This is a genomic window from Paenibacillus sp. ISL-20, assembly GCF_018613005.1.
Lineage (GTDB): Bacteria > Bacillota > Bacilli > Paenibacillales > Paenibacillaceae > Paenibacillus_AQ.
This window is the reverse complement of the sequence record NZ_JAGGRD010000035.1, coordinates 53,039-78,827: the sequence shown is the minus strand read 5'-3', so window position 1 is coordinate 78,827 and position 25,789 is coordinate 53,039. Positions and strand designations below refer to the sequence as shown.

The window sequence follows — 25,789 nt, the reverse complement described above, 5'->3', positions numbered from 1 at the left end:
CGTTAACACTGAACGCAGGAGAAGCCTCGTAACTCTCCGTTCGGCGACTTTCTCATCGTACATAACCCAATTCTTCTAGCATTCTCGTTAAAGTGCGCAGACGTTCTCCAATCATCTCACCGTTATCGCTCAATGCCTCGTTGAATAGCTTGATATCCTCCTGAATCTGTTCATTATCCGTGCAAACAGCCACCGTCATGGCGTTCCCCTGCAATCCGATCCGATCGATCACAGGATGTTGTGGGTCATATAAATGTTCAAATCTATAGGCTTCGCTAAAATGTGTCAGGGCACTGCAAATGAGAATAGATAAATCTAGAATTCGATGAATGGGTAACTCATCCGATGGACTGGTCCCTTGTCCCTCTGCAGCTCTCCATATCTTGGCGGCAATATGCGCCTTGCCATCCTCGTTCTGCTCGGACAATCCCAAAGATAGAGCTCCTACGTCTGTCTTAGATGCGAATCGTCCATCCACTTTCCCATAGTTATCCGACACAAACACGGGTTTATGATTTGTTGAAGCAGGTATTTTCATTGTTTCTCCTCTTTCCATGGATTGAAATCGCAATAATAACTGAGAGCTGCATGGTTTAGTTTGCCCTTTAACACTTCGTTTCCAACCAGCTGCATGAAATGAAAATGACAAACAAAAAATTACTTATCTATATATATAATAGACAAATCGAATATTGTTGTAAATAGTTCATTCAGGATAATTCCATTGAATAGCTTTCAAGGGAGGGGTTAATTTCAGAATTGTAAAGTGGCTTTAGAAAAAAAAAGAAGTATTTCCTTGTTCAGACTACAGCTTCCAAAGCTAGAAGCTCAACCGTTAAGAGAGAGAAGCAGCACAACGCTGGGGTATACCCTTTATTTACTATATATAGCCAAAAACTCATCTAACTGACGCTGTATCTCAGCTACATACTCATCAATGCCTGCCACCTTTAACTTCTGAATTGCCTTAGGATACTCTGTCTCAAAATCCATAAAACCGGAACGTATTGCCTGATCATCCCAGCTTTTATACATATCGATGGACTCTTGTGCCACATTCGGCCCGAACAATTGGTAATTTGGTTTCTAAACATCCATTCATAGAAGAATTCGCTAGGGGTGAGCTTATTGATTCATCCATCCACAATCTCGTAATCCTTGTTATCAATGTGGGCCAAACAATCAGTTATCGCCATCCGCGCGGGGCAGACTGATCCGAAACAGGGTGGAATATCGCGGATCGGTCAGAAGCTCAATCGTGCCTTCGTGGTGCGCAATGATTTTCTTGCATATGGCCAACCCCAGTCCTGTACCGTCCTTTACTGGCGAGGTGCCGCGTACAAATTCTTCAAAGAGGTCCTTCTTGTCCTGTTCCTCTAAGCCAACACCGCTATCCCCTACGCAGAGAACAACGCGTCCTTCCTCCCCCTTGCATGATGCAAAGAGCGTAGTCCCGGCTGGGTTAAACTTGAGCGCATTATTGATCAAATTCGCTACCACGCGATTCATGTGCACGCTGTCCATCATGACGTACAGCGGTGTTTCCGGAATATCGACTTGAAGACAGAACCCTTTATGCTCGATTTCAGGATAGTATTCCGCGATTTTTTGCTGAAACCATTTGGTCATGTTTACTCGCTCCAAGTTCAGCTTCAGATGCTGGTCATCCAATTTGGCCAGTTCAAACAAATCTTGAATCAGTTGGCTCATATAAGAGGATTTATCATGAATGTATTGCAGATATTTGCGCTGCTGGTTATGATCTGTTTCCGGATTGTCCAAGAGGAGATGGGAATATCCCAGAATGGTCGTGATCGGCGTTTTCAAATCGTGAGATAGATGCAGCAGCAGGTTTCTCTTATTGTTCTCCACCGTTTCCTTTTCGGCAGATGCAACCTGCAGTCGTTCCGCCATTCCGTTAAACGCGTCGCGGATTTCCGCAAATTCCTGTTCTGCAAAAAAGTCCAATCGTTTCTCATAGTGAAATCGTTCCATCTCTTTGATACCTTCAACGATTTGTTGAAGCGGCTGCTTCACTTGCCGCACTGAGTATTTCGTGTAGAAATATAGGGCGAAAACCAATAAAACGATGCAGGAAATTGCAAAAACACCTAGAGCGACCAGCGTCATCCCGAACGGTTCGGGAATTTTCCATAACAGTACATACGGCTCTCCATTCGGCCCTGTAACCGAATAAACATGGTAAACAATGGAATCATCGTTTCGATACGGGTCCATTTTGGCATAGAGCAGATCACCGGGGTACGACATGATATCGTCTTCTTTATCTCCGTTAACGGCAATCACCTTACTCGATTCATCCACAAGCTCAAGCCATCCGCCGTATTCGACGGGCCAGTCCCCGTTCAGCGTACCTGAAGGTCCGTAGAGATCCTTAGCGTCTACTTGTTGAAAGTCTGGCGTTTTGACTAAAAACCGGTTCATCACAAAATCCATACTGATCAGGGAAATCGTGATCACCGCGAACAAAAGGCCGGTAATCGCCAAATAATTCACGAGAAACAATCGTTTCAGCGGTCGCTTGCCCGTACGTTTTTTAATCTTTTTCAAAACGGTAACCGAGCCCCCTGATCGTGATAAGATGAATGGGATTCCTGGAGTGATCTTCAATCTTGTCCCTGATCTTGCTTATATAGACCATGACCAAATTTTCGTCCCCCATGTATTCTTCGCCCCATACCTGTTCGTAGATTTGCGCTTTGGTAAACACCCTACCAGCTTGACTCATCAATAATGCCAGGATTCTAAACTCATACGAAGTGATCTCCTTCTTCTCGCCACACTTGTAAAGTTCGCAGCCCTTGAGGTCCAATTTGATGTCGCCAATCTCAATAAACTCCCGGTTTGGATGCTCTTGAAGCGCGTACGATTCTGCGCGCCTGAATAAAGCTTGAACGCGGCTGACGACCTCGAGTGGGTTGAAGGGCTTGGTGATATAATCATCCGCGCCGAGCTGCAGTCCGTTAATTTTGTCCATATCATCGGATTTGGCAGATATAAATAGAAAAGGAACGTGCGAGTCTTGCCGCATCCTTCTCAGCAGCTCGATACCGTCCATTTCTGGCATCATAATATCGGCTAAAACGAGATCGATCGCCTCCTTTTGAAAAAGTGCAAAAGCTTCCTTTCCGTTACCTGCTTCAAAGGTTTCGTACCCGTAATTCTTCAGATAGATCACAAGCAGCTCGCGGATTTCCTGTTCGTCGTCGATGATCAGAACGGATTTGATGTTTTCTCACTCCTTTCCAAAACATATCCCTCTTGCCCGCGACAAAGACGCAAACAAGAGGGATTTTGATTGTTGAATGCTAATACAAGTTATCTGCAAACTTCGATAATAGAGCAGCCGCTTCTTGCCGCAACATCGGCGCTTTCGATCGATAGTCGATGGCCCCTTCTTTGGTCTCGACAATATCAGGTCCGTACAGTTTTTTCGCTGCGACGTAACGAACTCCATCCAGCGCCCATGCATCAGTCACACCGTCAAGCTTGGCTTCCATCGGGGTCGCATGGAGATAAGCGGATGCCATCTGCCAGACAATGTTCGCCGCTTCTTCCCTGGTAATCGGCTTCAGCGGACTGAACTTGCCGTCTCCCGTCCCTTTTATAATACCAAATTCATAGGCGGCTTGTATTTCTTGCGCGTAGGGGCTTCCGGATATATCTTGGAATACCGGCTCTTGTTTGGAGGGGGCAATTCCAGACCACCGGATGAACCAACCGATGAACTCGGCTCTTGAGATCGACTGTTCCGGTTGGAAAGACGCCTCATCGCTTTCTTGGCCGATGATGTCAAGCTGTCGCAAGTGATCGATGTAAGAGGCAAAAGGATGTTCCGGGCCAACATCCGGATAGCTTAGGGGCTTGGGCATTTTTTTGGACCAGCTATCCGACTTCTGATCGTAATATAAGGCCCGTACCGTACCGTCGGCGTTCAATGTAAAGGCTGCTTTCACGCCATTCTCGTCTTGGAACAGCAACGGCTCGATTTCACGGAGCCTATGCTCCCCTAACGGATCAGTTGCGATTAGCATTCCGTCTTGAGCACGAACGCGGGTTGTCCACATCCGGTTTCGCAAATCGCTATAGACGCCCTCGAATTTAGCAAGGGATTGTTCCGCAGGCGTAAGGCTGGTATCGGGAGAGCTTGTCTCCGGGTAATAGTGGTCCATGAATGCCTCAAACAAGGGAACCCGGAAATCAAAATCTTTGTTGACGTTGACGTATACGCCGACTTGCTCGTCAGGCAACAGCCACATATCACTATGGTAGCCGTCCACATCGCCGCCTTTCTCCAGGACGTTATAACCATTATAGATATGCTGGTTGGAGTATTCAAAGCCGTATGCCATGTTTGGTAGCTTCGGATGGATGGCAAGCTGGGGCTTATGCATTTCCGCCACCGTCGTTTCATTCAGAATCCTCGCGTTTCCAAGCTGGCCGCCATTCAGATGAGCCATCATAAATTTGGCCATATCAGATCCGGTTGAGAACATGCTGCCCGCGGGAAGCACGGTCGGAACGGTAGCATATTCGGTAATAGGTTCACCTACAACGTTGTATGGAACGGCCAAATGTTCCTTCATTTGCGGAGTCAGCCGAAAGCCGCTGTTGCTCATGCCTAGAGGTTCCAAGATATGGTCGCGGATATAGTTTTCAAACGGCATGCCCGACACCTGTTCCACAGCGTAGCCCTGGATCGTGAATCCCAGATTATCATAGCGGTAGTACTTACCCGGTTCACGGATCACCGTAGGCACATGATCCTTGACAAAGGACTTCAAGGAGACTTCCCGATTCAAGTCTTGTGTCGTTAATTCGGAGGTATCCCCGTATTCAAAGCCGGTGCTGTTCATTAATAAATCTCTCATCGTTAGCGGTGTTCCCGTTTGGTTCGGTATGCGAATACCTCCCAAATAATCCGACAAGTCAGCGTTCAAATCCATTTTCCCTTGATCCATTAACTGCATCACCGCTGTAGCGGTAACGACTTTCGATACCGAAGCAATTCGGAAGACGGTTTGGTCCGGATCTACGGGCAGCTTCCGTTCCACATCCGCATAGCCGTACCCTTTACTCGCCAGGACTTCGTCACCTTTAACGACAACGATCACGCCCCCTGCCATGTTGTCTTTGATTTCTGAATTAGCCATAAACTCATCCAGAAACCGTCCCACTTCTTTAGGATCTTGCGGTCCTGCCTCCGCCGATGCAGCGGATGCGGCCGGAAGCCAGTGACTCCCTCCGATGGCACCTGCTGATATCGCAATGGCCAGGGCAATGGCGGTCTTGGCATGCAACGTTCGCCACATCTTCATTTGTTCGTTCTCCTCTCATTTCATCTTCTTTACATCGTTAGATTAACCGAGCCATCTTAACCTGGTTTATATACAACCTTAATGTAATGTGAAATTCGAGTTTAGATATCACGCCTGATCCGTAAAGGGCTCAAATCAAGCCGTAAAAGCCGACGCGCTCTTCCGCCCGCAAAAGCAAAAGGCTGCCACTCTATAGCCGTGGCAGCCCTAATACAGCTGAAGTTATTCCATTATTTATAGCAACCATTATTCACAAACTTACTACTCCAGATTAAATGCTACTTCAAGTTCGCTAATCCGATCGTCATCGATATGGATGACATTGCCGAGTGTTCTTGCCGACAGAATGGACTTGGCGCTGTACTCTGCAACTTCCAGTCTATCAAAGGCGTTAAGCAGGCTTTGACCAGCTACGATCACGCAATTGTTGTTCACTATGGCAATCGGCGTACTCGCTTTAAACAGCGAAGCGGTACGCTCAGGCGCGTTATAAACCGCATGAAAAGGAAGCTTTGGCATTCCCCGAAGCAAGATATAACTCTCCGGAATCGTTCTTGAATCGAAAGCGGTATCGGTTACGGCAAATGCCATGATGTTAGGAGGATGCGCAATAATGATCGAATGCACATGCGGCTGCATTCTGTAAATCGCTTCATGGAGAAAGACAGACTTGCTTGGCTGTTTGCCAGCCTCGACTTTACCGTTCTCAATACGGACAAGGTCACCCGGTTCCAAATCGTTGCGGTCTTTGCCGTAGGGTGTGATGACAAAATCATTTCCAAACAATCGATGGGAAAAGGTGCCCTGCGTGCTTGTGAACAAACCTTGTTTATACGCACGCCGCATGAGTGCGCACATATCTCGGCGGATTTCTTTTTCCTCCGACGTGCAGGTGTCGTAGATATACGATTCCAGCTGCAGCGTGCTTTTGTTGCGGACGGTATCATAATCCTCATCGGTCAGCAGGACGGGATTTCCGAGTCGACGCGCCTCGATCTCCAGCCGCGCACAGAAGTCCAGGGTTTCAAATCGGTTAAACGCTTGAGAAAGGTCCCCAGCTCCGACCACAACGCCATGGTTCTCCAGCATAACCGTGTCGATCCCGCGCTTGAAAACAGCCGCAATGTTCTCCCCGAGCTGCTCGCTTCCAGGCAGGGCGTAAGGCGCGATCCCGATCTCGCCACAAATCTGCCGTTCGTTCGGAAGCAGCCTGGTATCCGGAATGCGCCGGACAATGCTGAACGAAACCAGTGCGGGCGGATGGGCGTGAATGATCGCTTTCAAGTCCGGACGAGCTTGATAGATAAGCCTGTGAAACGGAAACTCGCTGGATGGCTTGTGAATTCCCAGGACCGTGCCGTTCTCCTTCACGCATACCATATCCATCCGGGTTAATGAGCCTTTATCCACCCCGGCCGGTGTGATCCAAATATCTCCGTTCTGGTCCCTGATCGACAGATTGCCCCCGGACGTGGTTGTCATGCCATGATTGTAAATACGATTGATAAATTGAAGAAGCAGATCTGCCGGATGCAAAAATTCCTGATTCATTCCTACCACCGCCTTACCCGAATTTCTTTGTTTAGTTTTGTTTGTTTTTATTATACTGTTTTTCCTATTGATATTCGAGAATAATTGTGGCAAAAACATAACAAGTAGAAAAATTAGGATTCGTATTACCAGCTTCTGCACCAGAAGTTCATGATTGGCGTACTAATACGAAAAGTCGCCATTTCAGGCGACTTTTTTATCGTTTAAGATCGGATGCCAACATCACTAAGCAGAATGGTTCCACGCTTGGTCAGGTTGAACTCAATACGAATCTTGCTCAACTGCTCTGGATTGAATTCCGGATTCATTTTGTTGAAATCCTCTAGATGGAAATCATAGCTTTGAAATACGGGTTCCGAGGTATTCCCTGCTTTAGAAAATGGCCATTTCAGCAGTTTACCTTCAATGACAGGCGGCAGTTTGGATATATGGCTAAGGGGAAGACTTGCCTGATGGCCCTTCTTGTCTTCGACGGTAATCGTAAAATCGATAAACTCTTTCGGGTTGCCGTTTTCCTCTTTCCTGCGGGCATCCGCAAGCGAAAATACGATGGAGCTTTCCTTCCCTGTTTTTGCCCCCTGATCCGGCAAAGTAACCGTATAGGATGCCGGTTTGACAGATCCGTTCGAATTCCAGCCTAAGCGAGCCGCGCTGTAAGCCGCTTCACCCATTTTGACCTTCACCTTTTCCTCCTTCCATTGCTGGAGGTTCTCGCCCATCAGGCTGCCACCGGGAATTGTGGTGCTCTGCAAATCAACGTCTTCCTCATAATCCGCCAGTAAGATCGTTTGCGAATCGTAATAATTGCCGATGTACAGGGTATCGGGGAGCCATTCCTTGGCATAACCCAAATCTCTGAAAACCTCCCGGTATTGCCGTTGGTCCTTCAGCGTGGCATCCAGAAACGAAGATATGAACACTTTTGCAATGGTTTCCTGTTCATCTCGTGGCATAATTTGACGTAGGTTAAACAGTTGTTTCCCCAAGCCTGCCACATCCCCTCTGCCCCAGCCTCCGTTAAACTGGCCGTGGTTAGCTCCATAAATATAGACCAGCGATTTCATGTAATTTGTACCCTTGGTATAACGAATCCGGTGATATTGCTTCGCGCTGTCCAGACTGTTGACATCCATATCATGAGCTCCATGCAAAGCCAGATAATTCACGTCCTGCAGCGGCAGCGGTTTGCCTTGAGGTTTATACTGCCCGTCCGTGCCCGCAATGGAAATGAGCGAGCGGATCGAGAAGTTATAGTCAAACTTGATGTGGCCATGGTCCGGATGACGGCTGAGCTTGTTATAGGCTGCCGCGATCGCGACCGCTTCGCCGCCTCGGGAATGCCCGATGAGGGCGATTCGTTCCATATCGACCTTTTGATAAAACGGATGGTCCGGATCACGGTTCCATCCCTTCCAGGTTTGCAAATGCTCCAACAGCAGCAAGCCTCTTGCCGGATTTTCACTCAGCAGCGGGCTAATCAGGAACATATCCTCGTATGGAGAGACATTAAGAAAATTTTCATCCACGGAGACAAAAATATACCCTTTACTAGCCAGCAGCCTGCCGAGATATTCATAACCCGGATCGGAATAATCATTCATTAAGTGATTACCATGTACGATCAAAACAAGCGGAAAGGCACCTTCCCCTTCGGGATACCACACTTTACCGTTTAACGGCAACGCCTCTGGCCCAAATCCAAGCGACTTCGTACGCAAGGACGACCATTTCTCAACAAACTTGGACGCATCCACCGTTTGGGTGGTCAGGGATCCGCTCTGGTTAAACTCTTTCCTGTAATTGTCGGGGCTTCCGTATAACAGGCTTTTGACGGAATACTCGCCTTCTTCGGCAGGGTTTTTCATCGAGGCGCCATCATATCGGGTTGAAGTCTTCAGCTGTTTTAAGGTCACGTCCGGAGCGGCTTCATCCCCGGCCCGAATCAACCAGAAGCTGCCGGCGCCGATCACGACAGTGATCAGGGATAAACAGGCCAGGGCGCCGATCTTCCTAGTGTTGGACGCTTGCTTGTAGCTTCCCGTTGCAAATTTATAAACCAATGCACCAAACAAAGAAAAAACTACGGCAAACAACACGATGAAAACCACCGAGACTTCCAGCGGCCCTATGAAAGAGAATAAAAGCATGATAAGGGAGCACAGCAATATCCACATATAACGGCTTGGCAGTTTCTTGACTCCGTGCAGCAATAATGCAGCCAGGCCGCTTACAAGCGCTGCAGCTAAGACAAACATGAAGGTACCCACGATGAATTTACCGAAACCATGCCCCGTCAATAGATAATTGGCCTGTATCAGAATCAGGATAAAGGCGATGACGCCAAGGCCAAGTGACGCACCTTTCCATCCAGGGGATAACGGGCCCCGTCGCTTTCGGTTGGCCATTATTCTTCGAACAAAAGTAACATCCTTCTCTGTTTCTGTCTCTTTTTGTATTTCCAATCTCTCCAGTCCTCCTGTATCCCCATATCGTTATTAGTTCTACTTCTGATTATATCGGAGAATTCTTTCTCTACACTTTCCTGAACCTTTCAGTAATCTTACAAATGATCAGGCAGAAAAAGAACGAAGTTCGTATGCCCGTTCGTGGTCAGCGTGATGTTACCCCCATGTTTTTCTACCACTTGTTTGGCAATGGCAAGACCTAGACCCGTACCCCCATCGCTTTTACGGGCTTGGTCTCCGCGGACAAAGGCATCAAAAATCGTTTCCTTCATAACATCCGGGATTCCGATGCCATCGTCCGAAACGTGGATTTCGACTCCATTTCCCCTCGTTTCCAATTTCAATCCAACGGTTGTGCCAGGCGGGTTGTATTGGATTGCATTGGACAGGATATTGGAAACCGCCCGGTATAACCAGGTCGCGTTGAAGGGGATTATGATTACACGATCGGGAATATCATACTGGAATAGAAACTTTTTTTCTTCGAAAACCTCGTAATACTCGGCTGCGATTTCCCTCATGAATTCCGTAAGGTCGGATGCCTCAACGGCAAAAGGATAGTCGGGACTATCCAGCTTGGACAGCTCGAAGATACCGTCGATCAGCTCTGACATCAGACTGGCTTTGTCGGAAATCAAACACAGGATTTTTTGCCTTTTCTCTTCCGAATCGACGAGCCCCACTTCCATCGCTTCGATATAACCCTGAATAGTCGTCATCGGTGTCTTCAGGTCATGGGAAATGTCGATCAGCATTCGCTGCTTGCCCTCCGCAAGCTCTCGCTTTTCCCTCTCCATCCGTTCAAGCCGCTCCGCCATAGCATTGAAATCGTCCTGAATTTGCGCAAGCTCATAACTCGCTTTAAAATTCAGTCTTTTGTGGTAGTGTCCGCTGGCGATGTTCCGTATGCCGTCCGCTATGGAGCTAAGCGGGGTGGTGAGCCGGGAAGCCGTCCATCTTCCGAAGACATAAACGGTAATTGCAAACAATGCGAGAAAGAGCAGCAGGGCTTGGAAGGCCATTTTATAAAATACTCTCTCATGCTGATCGCTGTCCATACCTGGCACGGCTGTTGGACTGCCCATGACTCCAGCCTCCGTCTTGACCGGTCCGGTAGCCTCCATAAAATAATCCATGATCAACGCATTTAATACAAATAGCGAAAACACGGCAATGAGTGCAATCGTAACAAAAAAATAAATATATTGGCGAATCAGCGAACGCTGCAGGCGATTAGGAGATTTCATGGCTGCAGTTCATCTTTCTTCGCAAATCGGTAACCGAGTCCGCGAATGGTTTTGATATAAACAGGTTTCCTCGGACAAGCTTCGATTTTATCGCGCAGCCTGCTGATTTGGACCATGACGGCGTTATCGTCAGCCAGATAATGCTCGTCCCAGGCTTGTTCAAAAATTATCTTTTTCGTAAATACGCGCCCCGGTTCCCCCATGAACAGCTTCAATAATTTGTACTCGATCGCACTCAGCGAAATCGGTGTTCCCTTTATGTACAGCATGCATTCGCGGTGATCCAGCAGCAAGTCCCCGACGCAGGTTTCGGATAACGTGCGAGCTTCCGACTCCGACGGCTCATTAAACTCATAAGAACGTCTTAACTGGGCCTGAATTCTCGCCATCACTTCGAGCGGGCTGAACGGTTTGGACACATAATCGTCTGCCCCCAGCTTGAGACCGGTTATTTTATCAAGTTCCTGATTTTTGGCCGAAATGAGAATGACCGGGATTTTATAATCCTGCCGCATCATGCGGAGCAACTGGAATCCGTCGATGAACGGCATCATGATATCGAAGAGTGCGAGATCCACGTGCTTGCTTCGCAGATGCTCTAGGGCTGCTTTCCCGTCAAAAGCCTCCAAAGTCCTATATCCTTCTGCCTCCAGATAAAGTTTAAGCATATCTATAATATCCGGATCATCATCGACCACAAGTATGGTTTTAGGCATAAAATTATCCTCCTCCAAGTAATATATGGTTCTCTTTGGGAGGAGAAATTCCTTTTTTGTGTTTGTTCGTTAGCAACATTACCATGGCAGATTCGAAACGACGGGCAAGTCAAATGCCCACTGGAAATCTCGCTTCTTGCCAATAACGGTTCGTTTTAATGTAATTGATGGCGGGATGTTCGTTAAGCCTTGAATCGCAAATTCCAAATATTCCGACGTTATTGGGTCCCCTTTCGTATAAGCTCCACCGATATGGACCTTGTATTCCTGTCCATTATTATCAACTGCTATCCATTCATCCAGTAAAGGCTGATTCACAAACCTTCCCTTGGCGTACAGGGCAACAGCTTGTTCTCCCGTAGAAGTATCTTTCAACAGTGAAGATTTTGTAAACGTAAGGGTATCTCCTCCATCCGTCATCACAGCGGGATTCTTATCCAGCTCCCTGGGGTTAAGCTGAATGGCGCCTTCGTTTATGAAACGCATGATCAATCCGTCGACCACCACCCTCAATTGACCGGAATCCGGAGGGATCACGGTCGAATCGAATTCATTGGACCATTCCAGGGTCCCGCTCGAAGTATTCATTTGCTGCGTTTCCACTTTTTTAACATAGGATCCGATGGTCTTATACCCGTTACCTTCCTTAATCTTCACATGATACAAAACCTCCAGGCCGTTATGCCAGTTCGATGGGACTTGTTCGAGCATCTGGGGAGCCAGGGATATCGACATATCCATGCGGACACCGTTTGGTGTAATTAGAAGCTGTTTCATGTCCATGTTGAGCCCATCCTGCGTTGAATATGTATCCTCTAAAGGTTTAGATACCGATAAAGATTTGGCATTTGTCATATCCATCGTCAACTCCAGCGGCCAGTTAACCAGGACACGTTCTTGCGGTTGTTGTTCTGGATCAGCTACTACTTCTACTGCTTTACCGTGGATAACAATGTGATCCGGAACCGTACCGTTGAATACATAAACATAATCCTGTATTCCCGAATCCGTGTTGCGAAGATGCCTACCGGGAATTGCAACTTGGCGTCCCTGCGTGTCCGTAATCAAGAACGGATCGCGCACGCTGTCTTTTAGTGAACGGCCATCCGGTCCGAATTGCTTCGTCATGATAACAATATGGGATCGGTCTTTCAGCACGGCCATGATTTCCATCGAGTATCCGTCATCTTCTACTTTGACGTCCTGCTTTAGCAGAAGATCAAACCGTTGAGCTCTTTCATATTCCTCATCCCATAACCAATCGCCGTTGGTGGACAATGAGTCGCTTCCTTGATACCGATGCTCACCGATCAAAGAGGCACTGTCAGGCGAATTCTGCCATACCATATACGCTCCGCCCATGAGAATTACGGCAGCAGCTCCGGTCATCACCATTCGCCGGAATGCCTGCTTGAAAGAGACTTTCTTTTGCAAGCCTCCGTCCAGCCCCCTCGGGTCCATTTCGATGTTCTCTAAAGCCTTCATCACGTTTGAAGTAAATTCGGGGTCTGGTCCTTCCTCATATATTTTGAAGCCCCAAAACTCCTCGTCATTAGCCTTTGATATAGGTTTCAAACCAAATCCCTCCCTTGTTCTCAATTTGTTTCTTAAGGCTCTTTTTGCCCCTGTGCATGGCATTTCGAACTTGGTCAGCGTTTAATCCGGTAATCTCGCAGATTTCTTCATATGTCAGGTCATTCGTATACTTGAGAAGCAGCACCAATCGATACTTAAAGGGCAATTCCTGTAGCTGGCGATATACTTCCCGCTGCATTTCCTTTTGAAGGACAAGCTGTTCAGGCGTATGCTGGTGGCCTGGTTCGAGGGTCCCTTCATTTGAAGCAGAGCGGATTCGATTTTGGCGCTGAAGATCCTTCACCGCATGAACGACGATTCTATATACTCAGGCCGAAAAATGCCCTTCGTCCCGATAATTCGCCAAGCTGCGGTAGATTTTAACAAATGCTTCCTGAGCAATGTCCTGAGAATCCTGATGATTTAACCCCATGCTGCGGATGATTCCGTATACTTTAATTTTGTAACGATCGACGATAACGGCAAATAATTGCTTTTCGCCTTCGACGATACGACGAATGATCTCGGTTTCGGAAGACGGATCTGTCATGTGTTTCACCTCATTCCCCTGCTCGTTTAGTACAACCTATAAACGTAAGCTGTCACTCAAACTTCTCAGTCTAATTAAAAATAAAAAACAAAAAAGAGCCTACCGGAATCGGAAAGGCACTTTCCATCTGATTGATTTTATTGGCGTCCAATAAAACCAAACAAGAGAAGCTGGTTAAGCTCAGCCATCTTATTTTTATAATTTCCGGATCTTGCCCAGGAAGCTTGGAGCGTCCCGACAACACTTAATAATTCCAAAAGGGTCTCCAGAGAAACAGAAGAATGAATCGCCCCTTCCTTCTTCCCCAGCTCAATAAATTCCTGAATAAGCTCAGTTCTAATTTTATTGGTGTTTTCACTATATAAGCTCACCAGCACCTGATCCTCAACTGCACCCGGTGTAGAAAGCAATTGATAGTCATGCTCAGCACAGATCTCCAGTACTTGGGATAGCTTGTCTTTAAACTCGATATTTTGCTTCAACAGCTCCTTGGCCATATGGATGGTATTTTGCATCAGAACGTTGGCACATTCAGTAACCACCCCTTCTTTGCTGCCGAAGTAGTTATACAGCGATACAGACGATACACCGGATTCTTCGGCAATGTCCTTGATGCTGACATGGATGAAGCCTTTTTCTTTAAAAAGCTTTAATGCGGCATGAATGATCGCATCCTTCTTTTGCTGCGTTCTTATCTCGAATTTATTCATCCGTTTTCACTCACTTCCCGTATTCGTCGCTACAAGTAGTTTACCATAAAAAGAGTAGTTTTTAAATTTCGGGGTCGATATTTAAAAACTTCTTGACAGTCCGGTCGATATCCATATAGAATCAAGCTATAATTTTTAAATATTGCATCAATTATTTAAAAACTATACTGAAAACAAAAATAAATGTTTGAGAAAACACGGTTTGATCAAATCGTTTAACCCTAATGGAGGAGTTACTATGAAAATATTGGTTTATGGCGCTGGGGTTCTGGGCAGTTATTTAGCCCACGAGCTGGTGCGTGGTGGTCACAACGTCACGATGCTGGCCAGAGGACAACGAGCGGATGAGTTGGAAAAGAGCGGCAATGTCATTCGGCATTATTTTCAGTTCCAAACAACGGTTCATAACGTAAGGGTGATCCGGGAACTACAGCCTGACGATGTTTATGATCTTATTTTTGTTGTGATGAAATATCCGGATTTCGAAGCGGTACTGCCTGCACTTGCAGCGAACCATAGCAGCCACATCGTTATAATGGGCAACAATGCGAGTCCTGGGGAAATGGAGAAGTATTTGCAAGCCCATAGCCCGGTAGCGAAAAAGGTTGCTTTCGCTTTTCAGACGATCGCTGGCTGGAGAGAGAATGGCCGGGTCATTAGCGTACGCGGACCAAGAACCAAAATCAATATCGGCGGTTTAGGTGAGGAGCTGTCTTGGCGTTCGGTGATCGATCAGGCTTTGGTTAACACCAAATATAAGTGGACCTACCAGAACAATATGAATGAGTGGCTGAAAAGTCATTTTGTCATGATCTTGGCATTGAATTCCATTGCTTCTACATATCACGGTAATTTGCGCAGAGCCGCAAAAGACAAAAAGCTTCTCAAGCTTGTTATCCATGCTGTAGATGAAGGGCATCAAGTGTTGGAGAAAAACGGATTTACGGTTACGCCTGCTGCTCAAAAGCAATTCGCCCGCAAAAAAAGGAAGCTGTTCTACATCCTGCTGAAGATAATGCTATCAACCCCGATTGGCAGAATCCTGTTAAGTGATAAGGCTGTGTCAGCAAACGAGATGACTGCTTTACAGCAAGCTTTTGATCATTTGAAGATTCGAGCGAACGTAGCGACACCTCATTGGGATGATCTTCAACATTACTCCCCACCCATACAGGGATCATAGATGGTGGCTTTATTGATCTATAGCTTAGCCTGGTAAGAAATATGTTCGCAAAAAAATCTCTGCTCAACCAACGAGCAGAGATTTTATGAACCTTCCGGCGGGCCTTGACTGATGCTTCAATCACAGACACCCACCGCCAGCCTTGAACATACCTAAACAGCTAAGCATCCCCTTCACTCTCCCTGACATGGTTGTTGTTCGAAGCAGCCAAGCTTCCTCTTCGCTCGTACGCAACAACAACCATAACCATGCTTAATGCAGCGCAAATCATATACAATGTCCCTGTGTGACAAGTAAACCCGGTGCCCTCAGGATCTGCTGTTTCTTCCATAAACGAAATATAAAGTAACGGAGGACATGATCATCAATATCACTGAATAAACCAATGTCAACGCTTTGGTATCTGCTAGCGCCTGCGCATCCGTACTGTTCTTGATGACGATTCCTAACGGCTGGTACAAAGGATGATAGAGAAACACGGTAACGTCATAATCGGCCAAAATTCCGTTGAAATTCAAGGCAAAAACAGCTAGCGTCGACGGTAGAATGATCGGCAGCAATACTTTTCTGAACGTATAGAACGGTTTGGCACCCAAATTCCTTGCAGCGTCTTCCAGATTGCTGTCCAAGCTGAAGAAGGAGGCCTTGACCATTCGCAGGGTGAAAGGAATATGGACGATGACATAGGCAATCAGAAGCATCCAGACCGTGCCAACCAGCACCGTATTCCCGATCATCAGCTTTGGCGTGTTAAAGGTTACGATCAGTCCGATTGCAATCAGCGTTGACGGCAGAATCCACGGAATCAGCAATGCGTATTCCAGGGCAAGCGCCCACTTGTTCTTATATTTATGTAAGATCCTTGACGCGGCCAGCGCCAATGCGACGACAATGACCGAGGCTGCCGCGGCATATAGAATACTTACGAGATAAGGCTTGAATGCCGACATGGATGAAAACACTTGAATGTAATTATCCAACGTGAAGCTGTTCAAATTCAACGTGGCGGTCGAGATACTGGCCGCATCGGTGAACGAAAAGATGATGATCAGCACAACCGGAACGATGTAGAGAACAAACAGGCCGTAAGCCAGAATATGAGCGGCTATGTTACCGGATTTGCTGCGGATTTTTTGTTTGACCAGCTCCGATTTGACTTTGGAGACCGACATGAAGTTGCCCTTACGTTCGAACCGGATCATCACGGTCAACAACACCAGTGTGGCCACTCCGAGAATAAGAGCCAGCAGCGCAGCCAAGTCTCTTGACGTCATGCTTCTCGAGAATGTCAGAATCATCGGCGTAATCGTCTGGAATTCCTTGCCCCCGAGGATAAGCGGCGCGGACGTCGCAGCCAGGCCGGTAAGAAAAGTCAGGATCGTCAGCGCGTAGATCGTAGGCTTCAGGACCGGAAGTACGACCCGCCATAGGATATACCCAGTAGACGCCCCCATATTTCTCGCAGCTTCCACCGTTTGGAAGTCGATTTTGCGAATCGCATTGCTCAGGAACAGAAAGTGATTGGACGTGCAGGCGAACGTCATGACGAATAGAACCGCCCAATAGCCATGAAACCATGTCGTATCAAAAGAAGGGAACAATTGAACTAAGAGCTTGGTCATAAACCCCTCTTCGCCATAGACGAATTTATAGCCGGACACCAGCACGACTCCGCTGTAAATCAGGGTCGTAAAGTAACCCAACCGCAAAATCTTCGCGCCTTTGATATCGAAATATTCCGAAATCAAAACCAGCGTAATGCCCACCACATTTACCGTAATGACTAGCGAAAAAGCGAGAATAAAGCTGTTGTATAAACTTCTCATTGCGCGTTCGGACGACAGCAGCTTCTCTGCCGCTTCCAGCGTAAATTTGCCGTCCTTAAAGAATATTTCGCCGTAAATATTCAAGTTCGGATAAATCAGGAAGGCAATGACAAACCAGACAATCAACCCGTATAAAAGGATCGAGAAAGGGTTTATGGAAGCCAGTCGGGTGCTCATGTTCCGGGCATTCATGCTTCCCCCTCCTTCATCGGATACTGCAAAATATCGCGGGCCGGGAGGTAGATGTCTACATCGTCACCGACCTCATGATGGACGAGCGGGCTTTCTATTTCGATGATTTTTAACCGTCCGCCGCCGGCAATCTCCAATAGGTATTTGCTGTATAAACCGTAAAATTCCCGGTCTGCAATCTTGCCTTTCAGTTGGACCGTATCGATCCCCTGCAGGGGCAGCAGGCTTACCTTCTCATTGCGGATATAGGCGATATTCCCTGGCTGAACAATATCCTTCAACCGGCTGTTCTCTACCATCCGCGGATCGATCCGATTAATATCTCCTATGAAATTGCATACAAACTCAGTTTGAGATTGATTGTAAACTTCCATGGGCGTACCTACTTGCTCCAGGACTCCATGATTGAATACGCCAATCCGATCGGACAGCGTTAACGCTTCTTCCTGGTCGTGCGTGACATAAATCGTTGTGATCCCGAATTTCTTCTGCAATTGTTTCAGCTCATTGCGCAGCTGCACCCGCAGCTTGGCGTCCAAGTTGGATAAAGGTTCGTCCAGTACCAAGATGCTCGGCTTCAAAACCAGCGCCCTGGCAATCGCGACGCGCTGCTGCTGGCCTCCGGATAGTTCCGATACCTTCTTGAACAGCTGATCATCTTTCAGATCAACCTTTCGAGCAATGTCCTTTACCTTCTGGTCCACTTCCGCCTTGGAAAACTTCTTGACACGCAAGCCAAAAGCGATATTCTCGTACACATTCATCGTCGGAAACAGCGCATAGCTTTGAAATACCATCCCGATCTCTCTTTTTTCGATCGGCAAACGGGTAATGTCGGTGTCTTTCAGCAGGATCTGTCCGCTCGTAGGCATAATAAACCCGACCAGACTGCGGAGGGTCGTCGTCTTCCCGCAACCCGAGGGACCGAGGAACGTGAAGAATTCCCCTTCCCGAATATGCAAATTAAGGTTTTTGACCGCATGAAATTCTCCGAATTTAATGTCAACGTTCTGGAATGTAATCATATTATTATCTTCCTTTTTGTTGTACTTGAATGAACGGCTGCATATTGGCGTTCCCAATATGCAGCCGGCTTGACTCCATTCCGTTATTTAGTGCATAATCTCCAACTCGATTTTCTCCGCCCACAGATCCATGTTTTCGGCAATAAAGGCCCAATCGAAATCTTGTGGTTTTAACGAAGTAAACAGCTCCTTGACGGAATCATTGGCTTGCTCGACCGCTTTTGTATTTGCCGGCATGGCATTGAACTCAGCCGCAAATTCTCCTTGAATTTCGCTGGATCCGAGCCATTCCACGAACCGCTCCGCCGTTGCCTGTTTCTTCGTTCCGTTCACGAGCGCTGCATGTTCCACGACCATCGGTACGCCGACTTCGGGACTGACAATGCCTGCTTTCACTTTATATTGCTCTTCCTTCTGCTGCAGGGTTCCGGAAACGAGCGCCCCTAGCGGCGTTTTGCCGCTGGCCAAATTGGCATAGAAGTCTTCGCCCTCGACTGCGCTGACGCCGTTGTCATACAATTGCTGAATTTCATTCCAGCCTTCCTCGGATATACCGAGATCACCATTCGGATCTTGGAAACGGGTCAGAATGCCCGCTACAATAAGACGAGGCGTATTTTGTCCAAGCAGGGTAGGGGCTTCGTACTTCCCTTTGTACGCATCGTTCTTATAAAGGTCGGTCCAGTCCTTTGGCGCGGTTTCGGCCGTGAATTCGTTCGGGTTATACCCCAGCAGAATCGCTTGCTTCACAAGGCCATGATAGTAGCCCTCCGGATCGTTCAAGCCCTGCTCCACATCTCCGGCCCAGCTTGGAACAAACTTAGCCAGAGCGTCTTCCTTTTTCAAGTTCTCATAAAGCATATTGTTCAAGCCGTAAACGACGTCCGCGATCGGGTTGTTCTTCTCGGCAATCAACCGGTTCGTCAAGTCGGCGCCGCCCGCTCCGACAATTTCGATGTCAAAGCCCGCACCTTTCGCTTTCTCAATCAGCCATTCGCCGCGGCCGTCAGAGTTCGCATTCGTGTACACGATCAACTTTTCATTCTGGACCGGTTCCGTAGACGACGATTCCGACCCGGCCGGAGCCCCGGGCTCCGAAGTGCCCGAGTTTGCATTGCCGGCATTGTTGCCGCCTCCGCAAGCCGATACAATCACACACATAATGAGAAGTAGCGCCATTGAAAGTTTTCTCATGATTCCCTTAACTCTCCTTTGATCGTGTCATTTTATTTGGTTTAAATGTTGATGATCAACCCGTCATATGCCGGCAAAATTCCGACGGGGCTGAAGATGCGGACAAAATCCTCATGAAGTAGCTTGGAATTATGGCTAAAATGTGTGACGACGATTTGGCCTTCAGGCTTAAGGATATTTTCTTTTTGGAACTCGCGCTGGACTTCCAGCACTGTTTCCACGCACATATGATTGCGGTCGCGGGAGTTCCCCGTATATCCATGCGTGCAGTCGAGGATGGCGCAATCCAGATTTTTGCCCTTTAACCATGCCCATGTCGCATCCGGGAACCAGCCCGAATCGTGCCCGTACAGCAGTTTTTTTCCTTCCTTTTCGATCACGTATAACAGACAGGTTTCCATGCGGTCATGATCCGCCAACAATGGCGTTACCCTTGCGTTGCCCATAGCAAAGGTCTCAAACGGGCGCAACAGATGGAATCGATACCTTTGTCCTTCAAAGCGGCCGATAGCGGCACGCGTGTGATGCATCACCGTACCATTCCCATAAATGTGCATCGGATGCTGAAGGCCGTGCGCAATTCCTTCCCTGCGGCATTCCAAATCAACGGCATTGTAATGGTCCGAATGCGAATGCGTGACCAACAGGTGCTCGATTGCTCCCAGATCGATATTGTCCCGCAGCGCCTGCATATAGGAATCCGGGGAATAGTCAAACTTGATGACATCGTCCATGATGGCGGAAGTTCGCGTGCGGATATTTTTTCCCCCAAGCTCCCGCGCTTTGTTACAATGCTCGCAGCGGCAAAAGGCATTGGGAAAGCCCTCTGCGGCTGCAGTTCCTAGAAAGTGAATTTTCAAAGTCATGTCTCCTTGCCACTGTAGTGATCCATTTTACGTCCTGGACTGAACGGATTGTCGTTCTACAATCGATGTTTGAATTTTAATGGTGATTGGATTCTCGTTGGAGTTGCCAACGCGCTTCATCAGCAAATCAACGGCCGATCGGGCAAGTTTCTCGGTATCTTGTCGAACCGTCGTAAGCGGGGTCGGAATATATGCCGCTAACTGGATATCGGAGAACCCGACGATGGACAGCTTTTCAGGAACCGGAATACCCATTTGCAGTGCGGTGTGAATGGTCGAGATGGCGACATGGTCATCCCCGCACATGATGGCCGTCATCCGGGGATTGTCCTGAATAAACCGCTCCTGTTCCGGATCGCACTCATTAATGCGGCTGGTATCGCAAGCGACGCTTCGAAAATGAATGTTCTGGATCTTCACCGGAATTTTATGGTCGAGCAGCGCTTGGATATAGCCTTGATACCGTTCCTTCCGGCTTGTGATATTGTCGATCGGATTCGAAGTGTATCCGACTTCCCGGTGCCCCTTCTCGATCAAATACTTCGTCATTTGATAAGAGCCCATATAGTGGTCGTGATACACGCAATCGATCTCCACTTCATGGAAAATACGATCGATGATCACCAGCGGCAGTTTGCGCAACTTTAGTCGCAGCACCTGATCGCTGCAGGTCTTCCGCCCCTGAGGAAACAGAATGATACCGGTGATCCCTCCTTCGGCCAGCCTTTCCAGACAAAGATCTTCATCGTCGCAGTCCTTCGTCATTTTTAAAATGAGGTCGCACCCGTGCTTTCGCACTTCAGCCTCGGCGGCGGCGATGATTCTGGAAGTGTAATCAGATAGATGGGGCATAATGAGTGCGATCTGTCCGAACGGCCTGTCCACACTCGGCGCCGCCTCGATGACCTGGGGAGAAGTTCCTCCCTCGGCCATCAATCCTTCTAGCGGCTGGGCAAGAAAGGTCCCTCTTCGGGGCAGGCGGTACACCAGTCCCTGCTCTGCCAGCTTTTGAAGCGCCAGCTTGCTCGTCATTCGACTCACGCCGAACAGCTTGGCAAGCTCTCCTTCGGATGGAACAGGATCATGCGGCCGCAGCCTACGGCTCTGAATAATCTCAATTACCTGATCAGCCACCCGGTGATATAATTGATTCTGTTTAATCAAACGTACATCTTTCATCAAATTATCCCTCTAATCGTTGAGTCGACTCGTAATCCGCAAGGGATCTAATTTAAACTTAATGAATGTCACTGACATATTCAATGATATATTTGTAAAAGCCTTGTAAATTCTATGTTAAATCTCAATGCTACGGTCCTGAATCAAAAATTATATATCAGTGATATATTAATTCGCTTCATATGTTTGCTTTCAAGGTACCCTACACCATACACGCTATTGCCATTTCCCCGATCAACGAAAAAAAAACCTGCCGGTTAGGTAGGTTTTTTAGAGCTTGATTCTATCGATTCAGGGTTGAGCTTCGTTAATTACGCTATCAAACGTGAATCGGCCTCTTTAGAAACCGCCAAGAATACATATTTCACCTTCGTCTTTAACACATGATTATCGACCAGAAAATCGAGCCTATGAAATACGCTACGAATCGAAAAATTGGTCTAAAGTCACTTTTCTACAAAATAATTGCCGTCAAAAGAAAAAAGCCGCAAAAGATATGCGGCCATCCATGTCTATATGTACGTAAGCATCGTGATTTTCTATTGCTTGTTTTCTTTTGCATGTAGGCTTTCTTCAGCAACCTGCGCTAGCTCCTCAGCTTTGATACTAATCTCATGGATCGTTGTAGAGAATTCCTGAATCGCCCTTGACTGGGTATCGGTTAGGGTGAGGATATCGGAAAAAGCATGATTCAACCGCTGCAAAAATTCCTGAATATTCTTCGTGATACCATTAATCTGGTCCACATTCTCTTTGGAGCTTGTCGCCAGCTTCCGAATCTCATCGGCAACAACCGAGAAGCCCCTTCCGACTTCCCCCGCTCTCGCCGCTTCGATAGAAGCATTAAGGCCTAACATGTTGCTCTGATCCGAAATCTCCTTAACAACGCTGGAAATCTTCCCAATCTGCTGCGCACTGGAGCTGACGTCCGTCATTTGGTTCGTTACGTCGGTCACACGTTCGGTAAGGTGAGCAATCGATTGACTGATATCTCCAATGGATGCGGTGGTCTGTTCGACAATTGCCGAAAAACTCTCGGCCATCTCAAACAGCGCATTCGCTTTTTCGAGACTTGTCCCCATGCCTACGCCGCCGATAACCCTGCCCTGTTCGTCGTGCAGTGGGATCGCGCGTGCAGCCAGCGGAAATCCAAACAGCTCTTTCGGAACGACAGCCGATAAAGCTGTATTATTCCGAATCGCATTGGTGACAATATCGCCCTCAACAAGCGGGTCCCCCGGGCTCACATTCAGCGAGAAGGTTTTGCCCGGAATATTAATGATAAGTTTCTCCGTATCATAAATGCCAATCGTGATATCATCATTCGTTAGACTTTTCAGTAATGGAGCTACCTTTACAAAGGCACTGATCAGCTCATGCTGTGTTTGCTCTTCAGTCACATTATTCATGCCTATCTCCCCCAACCCTTAATACGGGAATTTCCTTTGCCCGTAATGAACCGATATCCACTTCATGGTCGTAAATTCATCCAGGCTCCATTGCCCATTCAGACGCCCCAACCCCGACTGCTTCTCTCCGCCAAATGCTACAATGGGTTCGTCGTTAATCGTTACATCATTCACATGGATCATGCCTGTATGGACCTTCTTCGCCATTTCTACACCACGTTCAAGATTGGAGGTGTGAATAGCCCCGCTAAGGCCAAAACGTGTATCGTTGGCAATGGAAATGCCTTCCTCTTCCGTTTCGAATGGGATGATGCACACAACCGGGCCGAACAACTCCTCTTGTGCTACCTCCATATCCGGTTTGACATTGACAAGGACGGTAGGCTCCACCATTCTGCCGGTGATATTCCCTCGCACCAATGGAACTGCACCTTGCTCAATGCCCTTCTCAATCAGCTTCTGCAGTGTCTCTGCCTGCCGATTGTTGATGACGGGTCCGATAATCGTCTGCGGATCGCTCGGATCACCTGTTGTCAGGGTAGAAACCTTCTCTTTGTATTTATCTACAAACTCCTGATAGATCGACTTCTGGACAAGAATCCGGTTGGCCGACATACAGATCTGGCCTTGATGTGTGAATCTGCTGAATGTCGCCGCTTGTACCGCGTAATCGATATCAGCATCTTCCAGGATAATGAACGCGCTGTTCCCGCCGAGCTCAAGCAGCGGCTTCTTGAAGTACTTGACGGCCAGTTGACCAATATGGCTTCCGACCTTAGTCGAACCTGTGAAAGAAATGATTCTCGGAATCGGATGCTCAACGAACGCATCGCCAATTTCCTTAATATCTGTCACCACAACATTCAACAAGCCCTTCGGTACGCCCGCTTCTTCGAAAATCTTCCCGATCAGGGTTCCGCCCGTAATCGGCGAATCCTCATGTGGCTTCAGCACAACGCCATTGCCAGCACCCAATGCTGGGGCGACAGACTTCATGGACAAGAAGAAAGGAAAGTTAAATGGACTGATAACCCCAACCACGCCAGCCGGGATCCGATACAGGCGGTTCTCCTTGCCAACTTCTGTGGAAGGTAAAATCTTTCCCTCCATTCTAAGGGGGAACGTAGCCGCTTCCTTAATCATATTCTTCACAAGACCGATCTCGAACGCCGCCTTCAGACGTGTTCCGCCCAGCTCCTGCACAATAATGGAGGAAATGTCTTCCTCATGCGATTCAATATATTTAACAGCATTTTCAAGAATGTCTCGTTTCTGGTAAGCATTAACCTTGTCCCATTCCAGCTTAGCTTGATAGGCAGCCTGATATGCGTCATCAATGTCTGCAACGCTTGCGATTTGAAAAGCAGTAATGACCTCATCATTGTATGGATTGATGTCAGGCAGCGTTTTACCACTCTTACCGTCGCGCCATTCCCCGCCTATGAATTGTTTTCCTAATTTCGAGTAATCCATATGAACCCTCCTGTGTCGAATAATTCCAACTGATCAATATAATTATCGACTAAATACAGGTAATTGTTAAGTGAATTTTCTTTGACCTCTTCGACGCTCCATGTACGAATCGTTCCTACCATCGCTGTTGCCCCACATTTCTTGGAATGGTTCTGAGCAAGGACGAAATGTGGGGGCAAAGGCGAGCGCTGTCGCTTGTCCGGAATCGATTCGTCCTCCGGTTTCATACGGAAGTGGCTCTATCGAAGCGAAAGCTGCGAAGGTTGTCCGCTCAAAAAAACATGTACGAAAGCCCAGGGAGACCGGGAAATCACCGTAAGCCTCAAGTAACATCGTTACAAGCAGCAAGCAAGGGAGAACAGCCAATGATCAAAACAGAAGCCATAGCGGTGTGGGATAACATCCTGAGCACCGCCATGGCTTTAATTGACACACTTTCTGTTTATGAGAGCCGTACGTCAAGCAACTAATTCTACTTTTGGGACGGCCCCGTTATTTTTCGTTCGACATTCATCCGATCAGACGTTAATTCACTTTCACGGTCATCATAGTTATACCGCTTGACGAATCCGTTCGAACAAGATGTTGTTTTCCAGATGGATATGCTCGAAGGTGTCCTTTTCAAGCATCGCCAACCGTTGATAGACCAACCGATACGTACCGCAGGCATCCGACGGAAGTTCGAAATCAGCGGTTACTTCCCGGAGCTCCTGAAGCAGTTTGCCTGCTTGAGCATGTTCATGTTCCAGTTCAGACACATGCGGCTTAAGCTCCGCTGCAGCCTGGTGGTTAGGCTCTGCAACAAATTTCAAAATGAGCGGAAATACATACTCGTCTTCATCCTTCGTATGATCCAGCAGCTCTTTTTTCAAATCCGAGAAAAGCTCCTGCACCCGAAGAAGTTCGGGATGATGCTCCCCATGAACGCGGGCTAATTTCGTCACATACGGCGTTAAAGCAGGTAATTCATCCCGCAAGAAGGCATGATGTTTCTGCTGGATGTATTCAATCAGTTCGGATTCCTTCAGTGAAGCCGGACGGCTTTCTTGATAATCTGCAAACTTGCTCTCCACGGACCGAACCTGCTCCAAAACGGCGGCGGGTTCCAAATTGCGCTGTTTAGCCGCCTCTTCTAAAGGCACCTGCCCTCCACAACAAAAATCAATGCGAAGTGATCGGAATAAATCCGCGGTTTGCGGAATGGATGTAACGATATCGGATACCTGACTCTGAAGCGTGAATGAACTCATGTTCAAACCTCCTTAGACTAAATGCGTCTTTGTGAACTA

22 protein-coding genes and 1 pseudogene are annotated in these 25,789 nt (G+C 47.6%); 2 read left to right on the top strand and 21 right to left on the bottom strand.

All coding sequences use genetic code 11. From position 1 onward, the window contains the following. Positions 1-52: 52 nt before the first annotated feature. From J7E85_RS20175 to J7E85_RS20115, 13 genes are all read right to left on the bottom strand, one after another. A complete protein-coding gene (locus J7E85_RS20175) occupies positions 53-538 on the bottom strand; it encodes a DUF6530 family protein (protein ID WP_215160825.1) in 486 nt (161 codons plus the stop codon). Positions 539-873: 335 nt separating this feature from the next. Next, positions 874-1,035 carry a DUF3502 domain-containing protein gene (locus tag J7E85_RS34165; protein ID WP_251035878.1) on the bottom strand — a complete coding sequence of 54 codons (162 nt, stop codon included), beginning with the start codon at positions 1,033-1,035 and terminating at the stop codon, positions 874-876. 147 nt (positions 1,036-1,182) lie between these two features. Next, positions 1,183-2,571 carry a HAMP domain-containing sensor histidine kinase gene (locus J7E85_RS20165; RefSeq protein ID WP_251035877.1) on the bottom strand — a complete coding sequence of 463 codons (1,389 nt, stop codon included), beginning with the start codon at positions 2,569-2,571 and terminating at the stop codon, positions 1,183-1,185. Next, positions 2,558-3,250 (bottom strand): response regulator transcription factor, encoded by a 693-nt coding sequence (locus J7E85_RS20160; protein ID WP_215161078.1) that lies wholly within the window; start codon positions 3,248-3,250, stop codon positions 2,558-2,560. Before J7E85_RS20160 ends, J7E85_RS20165 begins: the two co-directional genes overlap by 14 nt. 79 nt (positions 3,251-3,329) lie before the next feature. Then, positions 3,330-5,339, bottom strand: coding sequence for a serine hydrolase domain-containing protein (locus J7E85_RS20155; protein WP_251035876.1), 2,010 nt, complete (start codon positions 5,337-5,339; stop codon positions 3,330-3,332). Positions 5,340-5,600: 261 nt separating this feature from the next. After that, positions 5,601-6,890: a class II aldolase/adducin family protein gene (locus J7E85_RS20150; protein WP_215160823.1), complete on the bottom strand. Its 1,290-nt coding sequence runs from the start codon at positions 6,888-6,890 to the stop codon at positions 5,601-5,603. Positions 6,891-7,093: 203 nt separating this feature from the next. Then, the gene (locus tag J7E85_RS20145; RefSeq protein WP_215160821.1) at positions 7,094-9,352 is read right to left on the bottom strand and encodes a poly(ethylene terephthalate) hydrolase family protein; all 2,259 of its coding nucleotides are present in this window, start codon (positions 9,350-9,352) and stop codon (positions 7,094-7,096) included. A gap of 98 nt (positions 9,353-9,450) precedes the next feature. Beyond that, a complete protein-coding gene (locus J7E85_RS20140; protein ID WP_215160819.1) occupies positions 9,451-10,602 on the bottom strand; it encodes a HAMP domain-containing sensor histidine kinase in 1,152 nt (383 codons plus the stop codon). Next, positions 10,599-11,318, bottom strand: coding sequence for a response regulator transcription factor (locus J7E85_RS20135; RefSeq protein WP_215160817.1), 720 nt, complete (start codon positions 11,316-11,318; stop codon positions 10,599-10,601). The genes J7E85_RS20140 and J7E85_RS20135 overlap by 4 nt, the downstream gene beginning before the upstream one ends. Positions 11,319-11,396: 78 nt before the next feature. Further along, positions 11,397-12,893 carry a hypothetical protein gene (locus J7E85_RS20130; protein WP_215160815.1) on the bottom strand — a complete coding sequence of 499 codons (1,497 nt, stop codon included), beginning with the start codon at positions 12,891-12,893 and terminating at the stop codon, positions 11,397-11,399. Continuing rightward, the gene (locus J7E85_RS20125) at positions 12,871-13,212 is read right to left on the bottom strand and encodes an RNA polymerase sigma factor (protein ID WP_353049539.1); all 342 of its coding nucleotides are present in this window, start codon (positions 13,210-13,212) and stop codon (positions 12,871-12,873) included. Before J7E85_RS20125 ends, J7E85_RS20130 begins: the two co-directional genes overlap by 23 nt. Before the next feature lie 9 nt (positions 13,213-13,221). After that, positions 13,222-13,443 carry an RNA polymerase sigma factor gene (locus J7E85_RS20120; RefSeq protein WP_215160811.1) on the bottom strand — a complete coding sequence of 74 codons (222 nt, stop codon included), beginning with the start codon at positions 13,441-13,443 and terminating at the stop codon, positions 13,222-13,224. A 137-nt stretch (positions 13,444-13,580) separates the two neighbouring features. Further along, a complete protein-coding gene (locus J7E85_RS20115) occupies positions 13,581-14,153 on the bottom strand; it encodes a TetR/AcrR family transcriptional regulator (RefSeq protein WP_215160809.1) in 573 nt (190 codons plus the stop codon). A gap of 238 nt (positions 14,154-14,391) precedes the next feature. Here J7E85_RS20115 and J7E85_RS20110 point away from each other — a divergent pair, with 238 nt between their 5' ends. Then, positions 14,392-15,336, top strand: coding sequence for a ketopantoate reductase family protein (locus J7E85_RS20110; RefSeq protein WP_215160807.1), 945 nt, complete (start codon positions 14,392-14,394; stop codon positions 15,334-15,336). A gap of 308 nt (positions 15,337-15,644) precedes the next feature. Here the strand turns inward: J7E85_RS20110 and J7E85_RS20105 are convergent, their stop codons facing one another. The 7 genes from J7E85_RS20105 to yfmT all read right to left on the bottom strand — a co-directional run bounded on the left by J7E85_RS20105 (position 15,645) and on the right by yfmT (position 24,500). Next, positions 15,645-17,354 carry an ABC transporter permease gene (locus J7E85_RS20105; RefSeq protein ID WP_215160805.1) on the bottom strand — a complete coding sequence of 570 codons (1,710 nt, stop codon included), beginning with the start codon at positions 17,352-17,354 and terminating at the stop codon, positions 15,645-15,647. Then, a complete protein-coding gene (locus J7E85_RS20100) occupies positions 17,351-18,379 on the bottom strand; it encodes an ABC transporter ATP-binding protein (protein WP_076323358.1) in 1,029 nt (342 codons plus the stop codon). Before J7E85_RS20100 ends, J7E85_RS20105 begins: the two co-directional genes overlap by 4 nt. An 87-nt stretch (positions 18,380-18,466) precedes the next feature. Continuing rightward, positions 18,467-19,573, bottom strand: a complete 1,107-nt coding sequence (locus J7E85_RS20095) for an extracellular solute-binding protein (protein ID WP_215160803.1) — start codon at positions 19,571-19,573, stop codon at positions 18,467-18,469. A gap of 41 nt (positions 19,574-19,614) precedes the next feature. Then, entirely contained in the window at positions 19,615-20,433 is an 819-nt protein-coding gene (locus J7E85_RS20090; RefSeq protein WP_215160801.1) for an MBL fold metallo-hydrolase, read from the bottom strand. 33 nt (positions 20,434-20,466) lie between these two features. Then, complete coding sequence (locus tag J7E85_RS20085) at positions 20,467-21,618, bottom strand: GntR family transcriptional regulator (RefSeq protein WP_215160799.1); 1,152 nt, start codon at positions 21,616-21,618, stop codon at positions 20,467-20,469. Positions 21,619-22,157: 539 nt separating this feature from the next. Next, positions 22,158-23,027, bottom strand: coding sequence for a methyl-accepting chemotaxis protein (locus J7E85_RS20080; RefSeq protein ID WP_215160798.1), 870 nt, complete (start codon positions 23,025-23,027; stop codon positions 22,158-22,160). An 18-nt stretch (positions 23,028-23,045) separates the two neighbouring features. Next, entirely contained in the window at positions 23,046-24,500 is a 1,455-nt protein-coding gene (yfmT, locus tag J7E85_RS20075; protein ID WP_215160796.1) for a benzaldehyde dehydrogenase, read from the bottom strand. 240 nt (positions 24,501-24,740) lie between these two features. On the opposite strand from yfmT, the pseudogene J7E85_RS35160 reads away from it, so the two are divergent. After that, a pseudogene (locus J7E85_RS35160) lies at positions 24,741-24,827 on the top strand (transposase); the annotation flags it as partial. A 224-nt stretch (positions 24,828-25,051) separates the two neighbouring features. Here J7E85_RS35160 and ric read toward each other — a convergent pair. Beyond that, a complete protein-coding gene (gene ric / locus J7E85_RS20065; RefSeq protein ID WP_215160794.1) occupies positions 25,052-25,750 on the bottom strand; it encodes an iron-sulfur cluster repair di-iron protein in 699 nt (232 codons plus the stop codon). Positions 25,751-25,789: the final 39 nt, after the last annotated feature.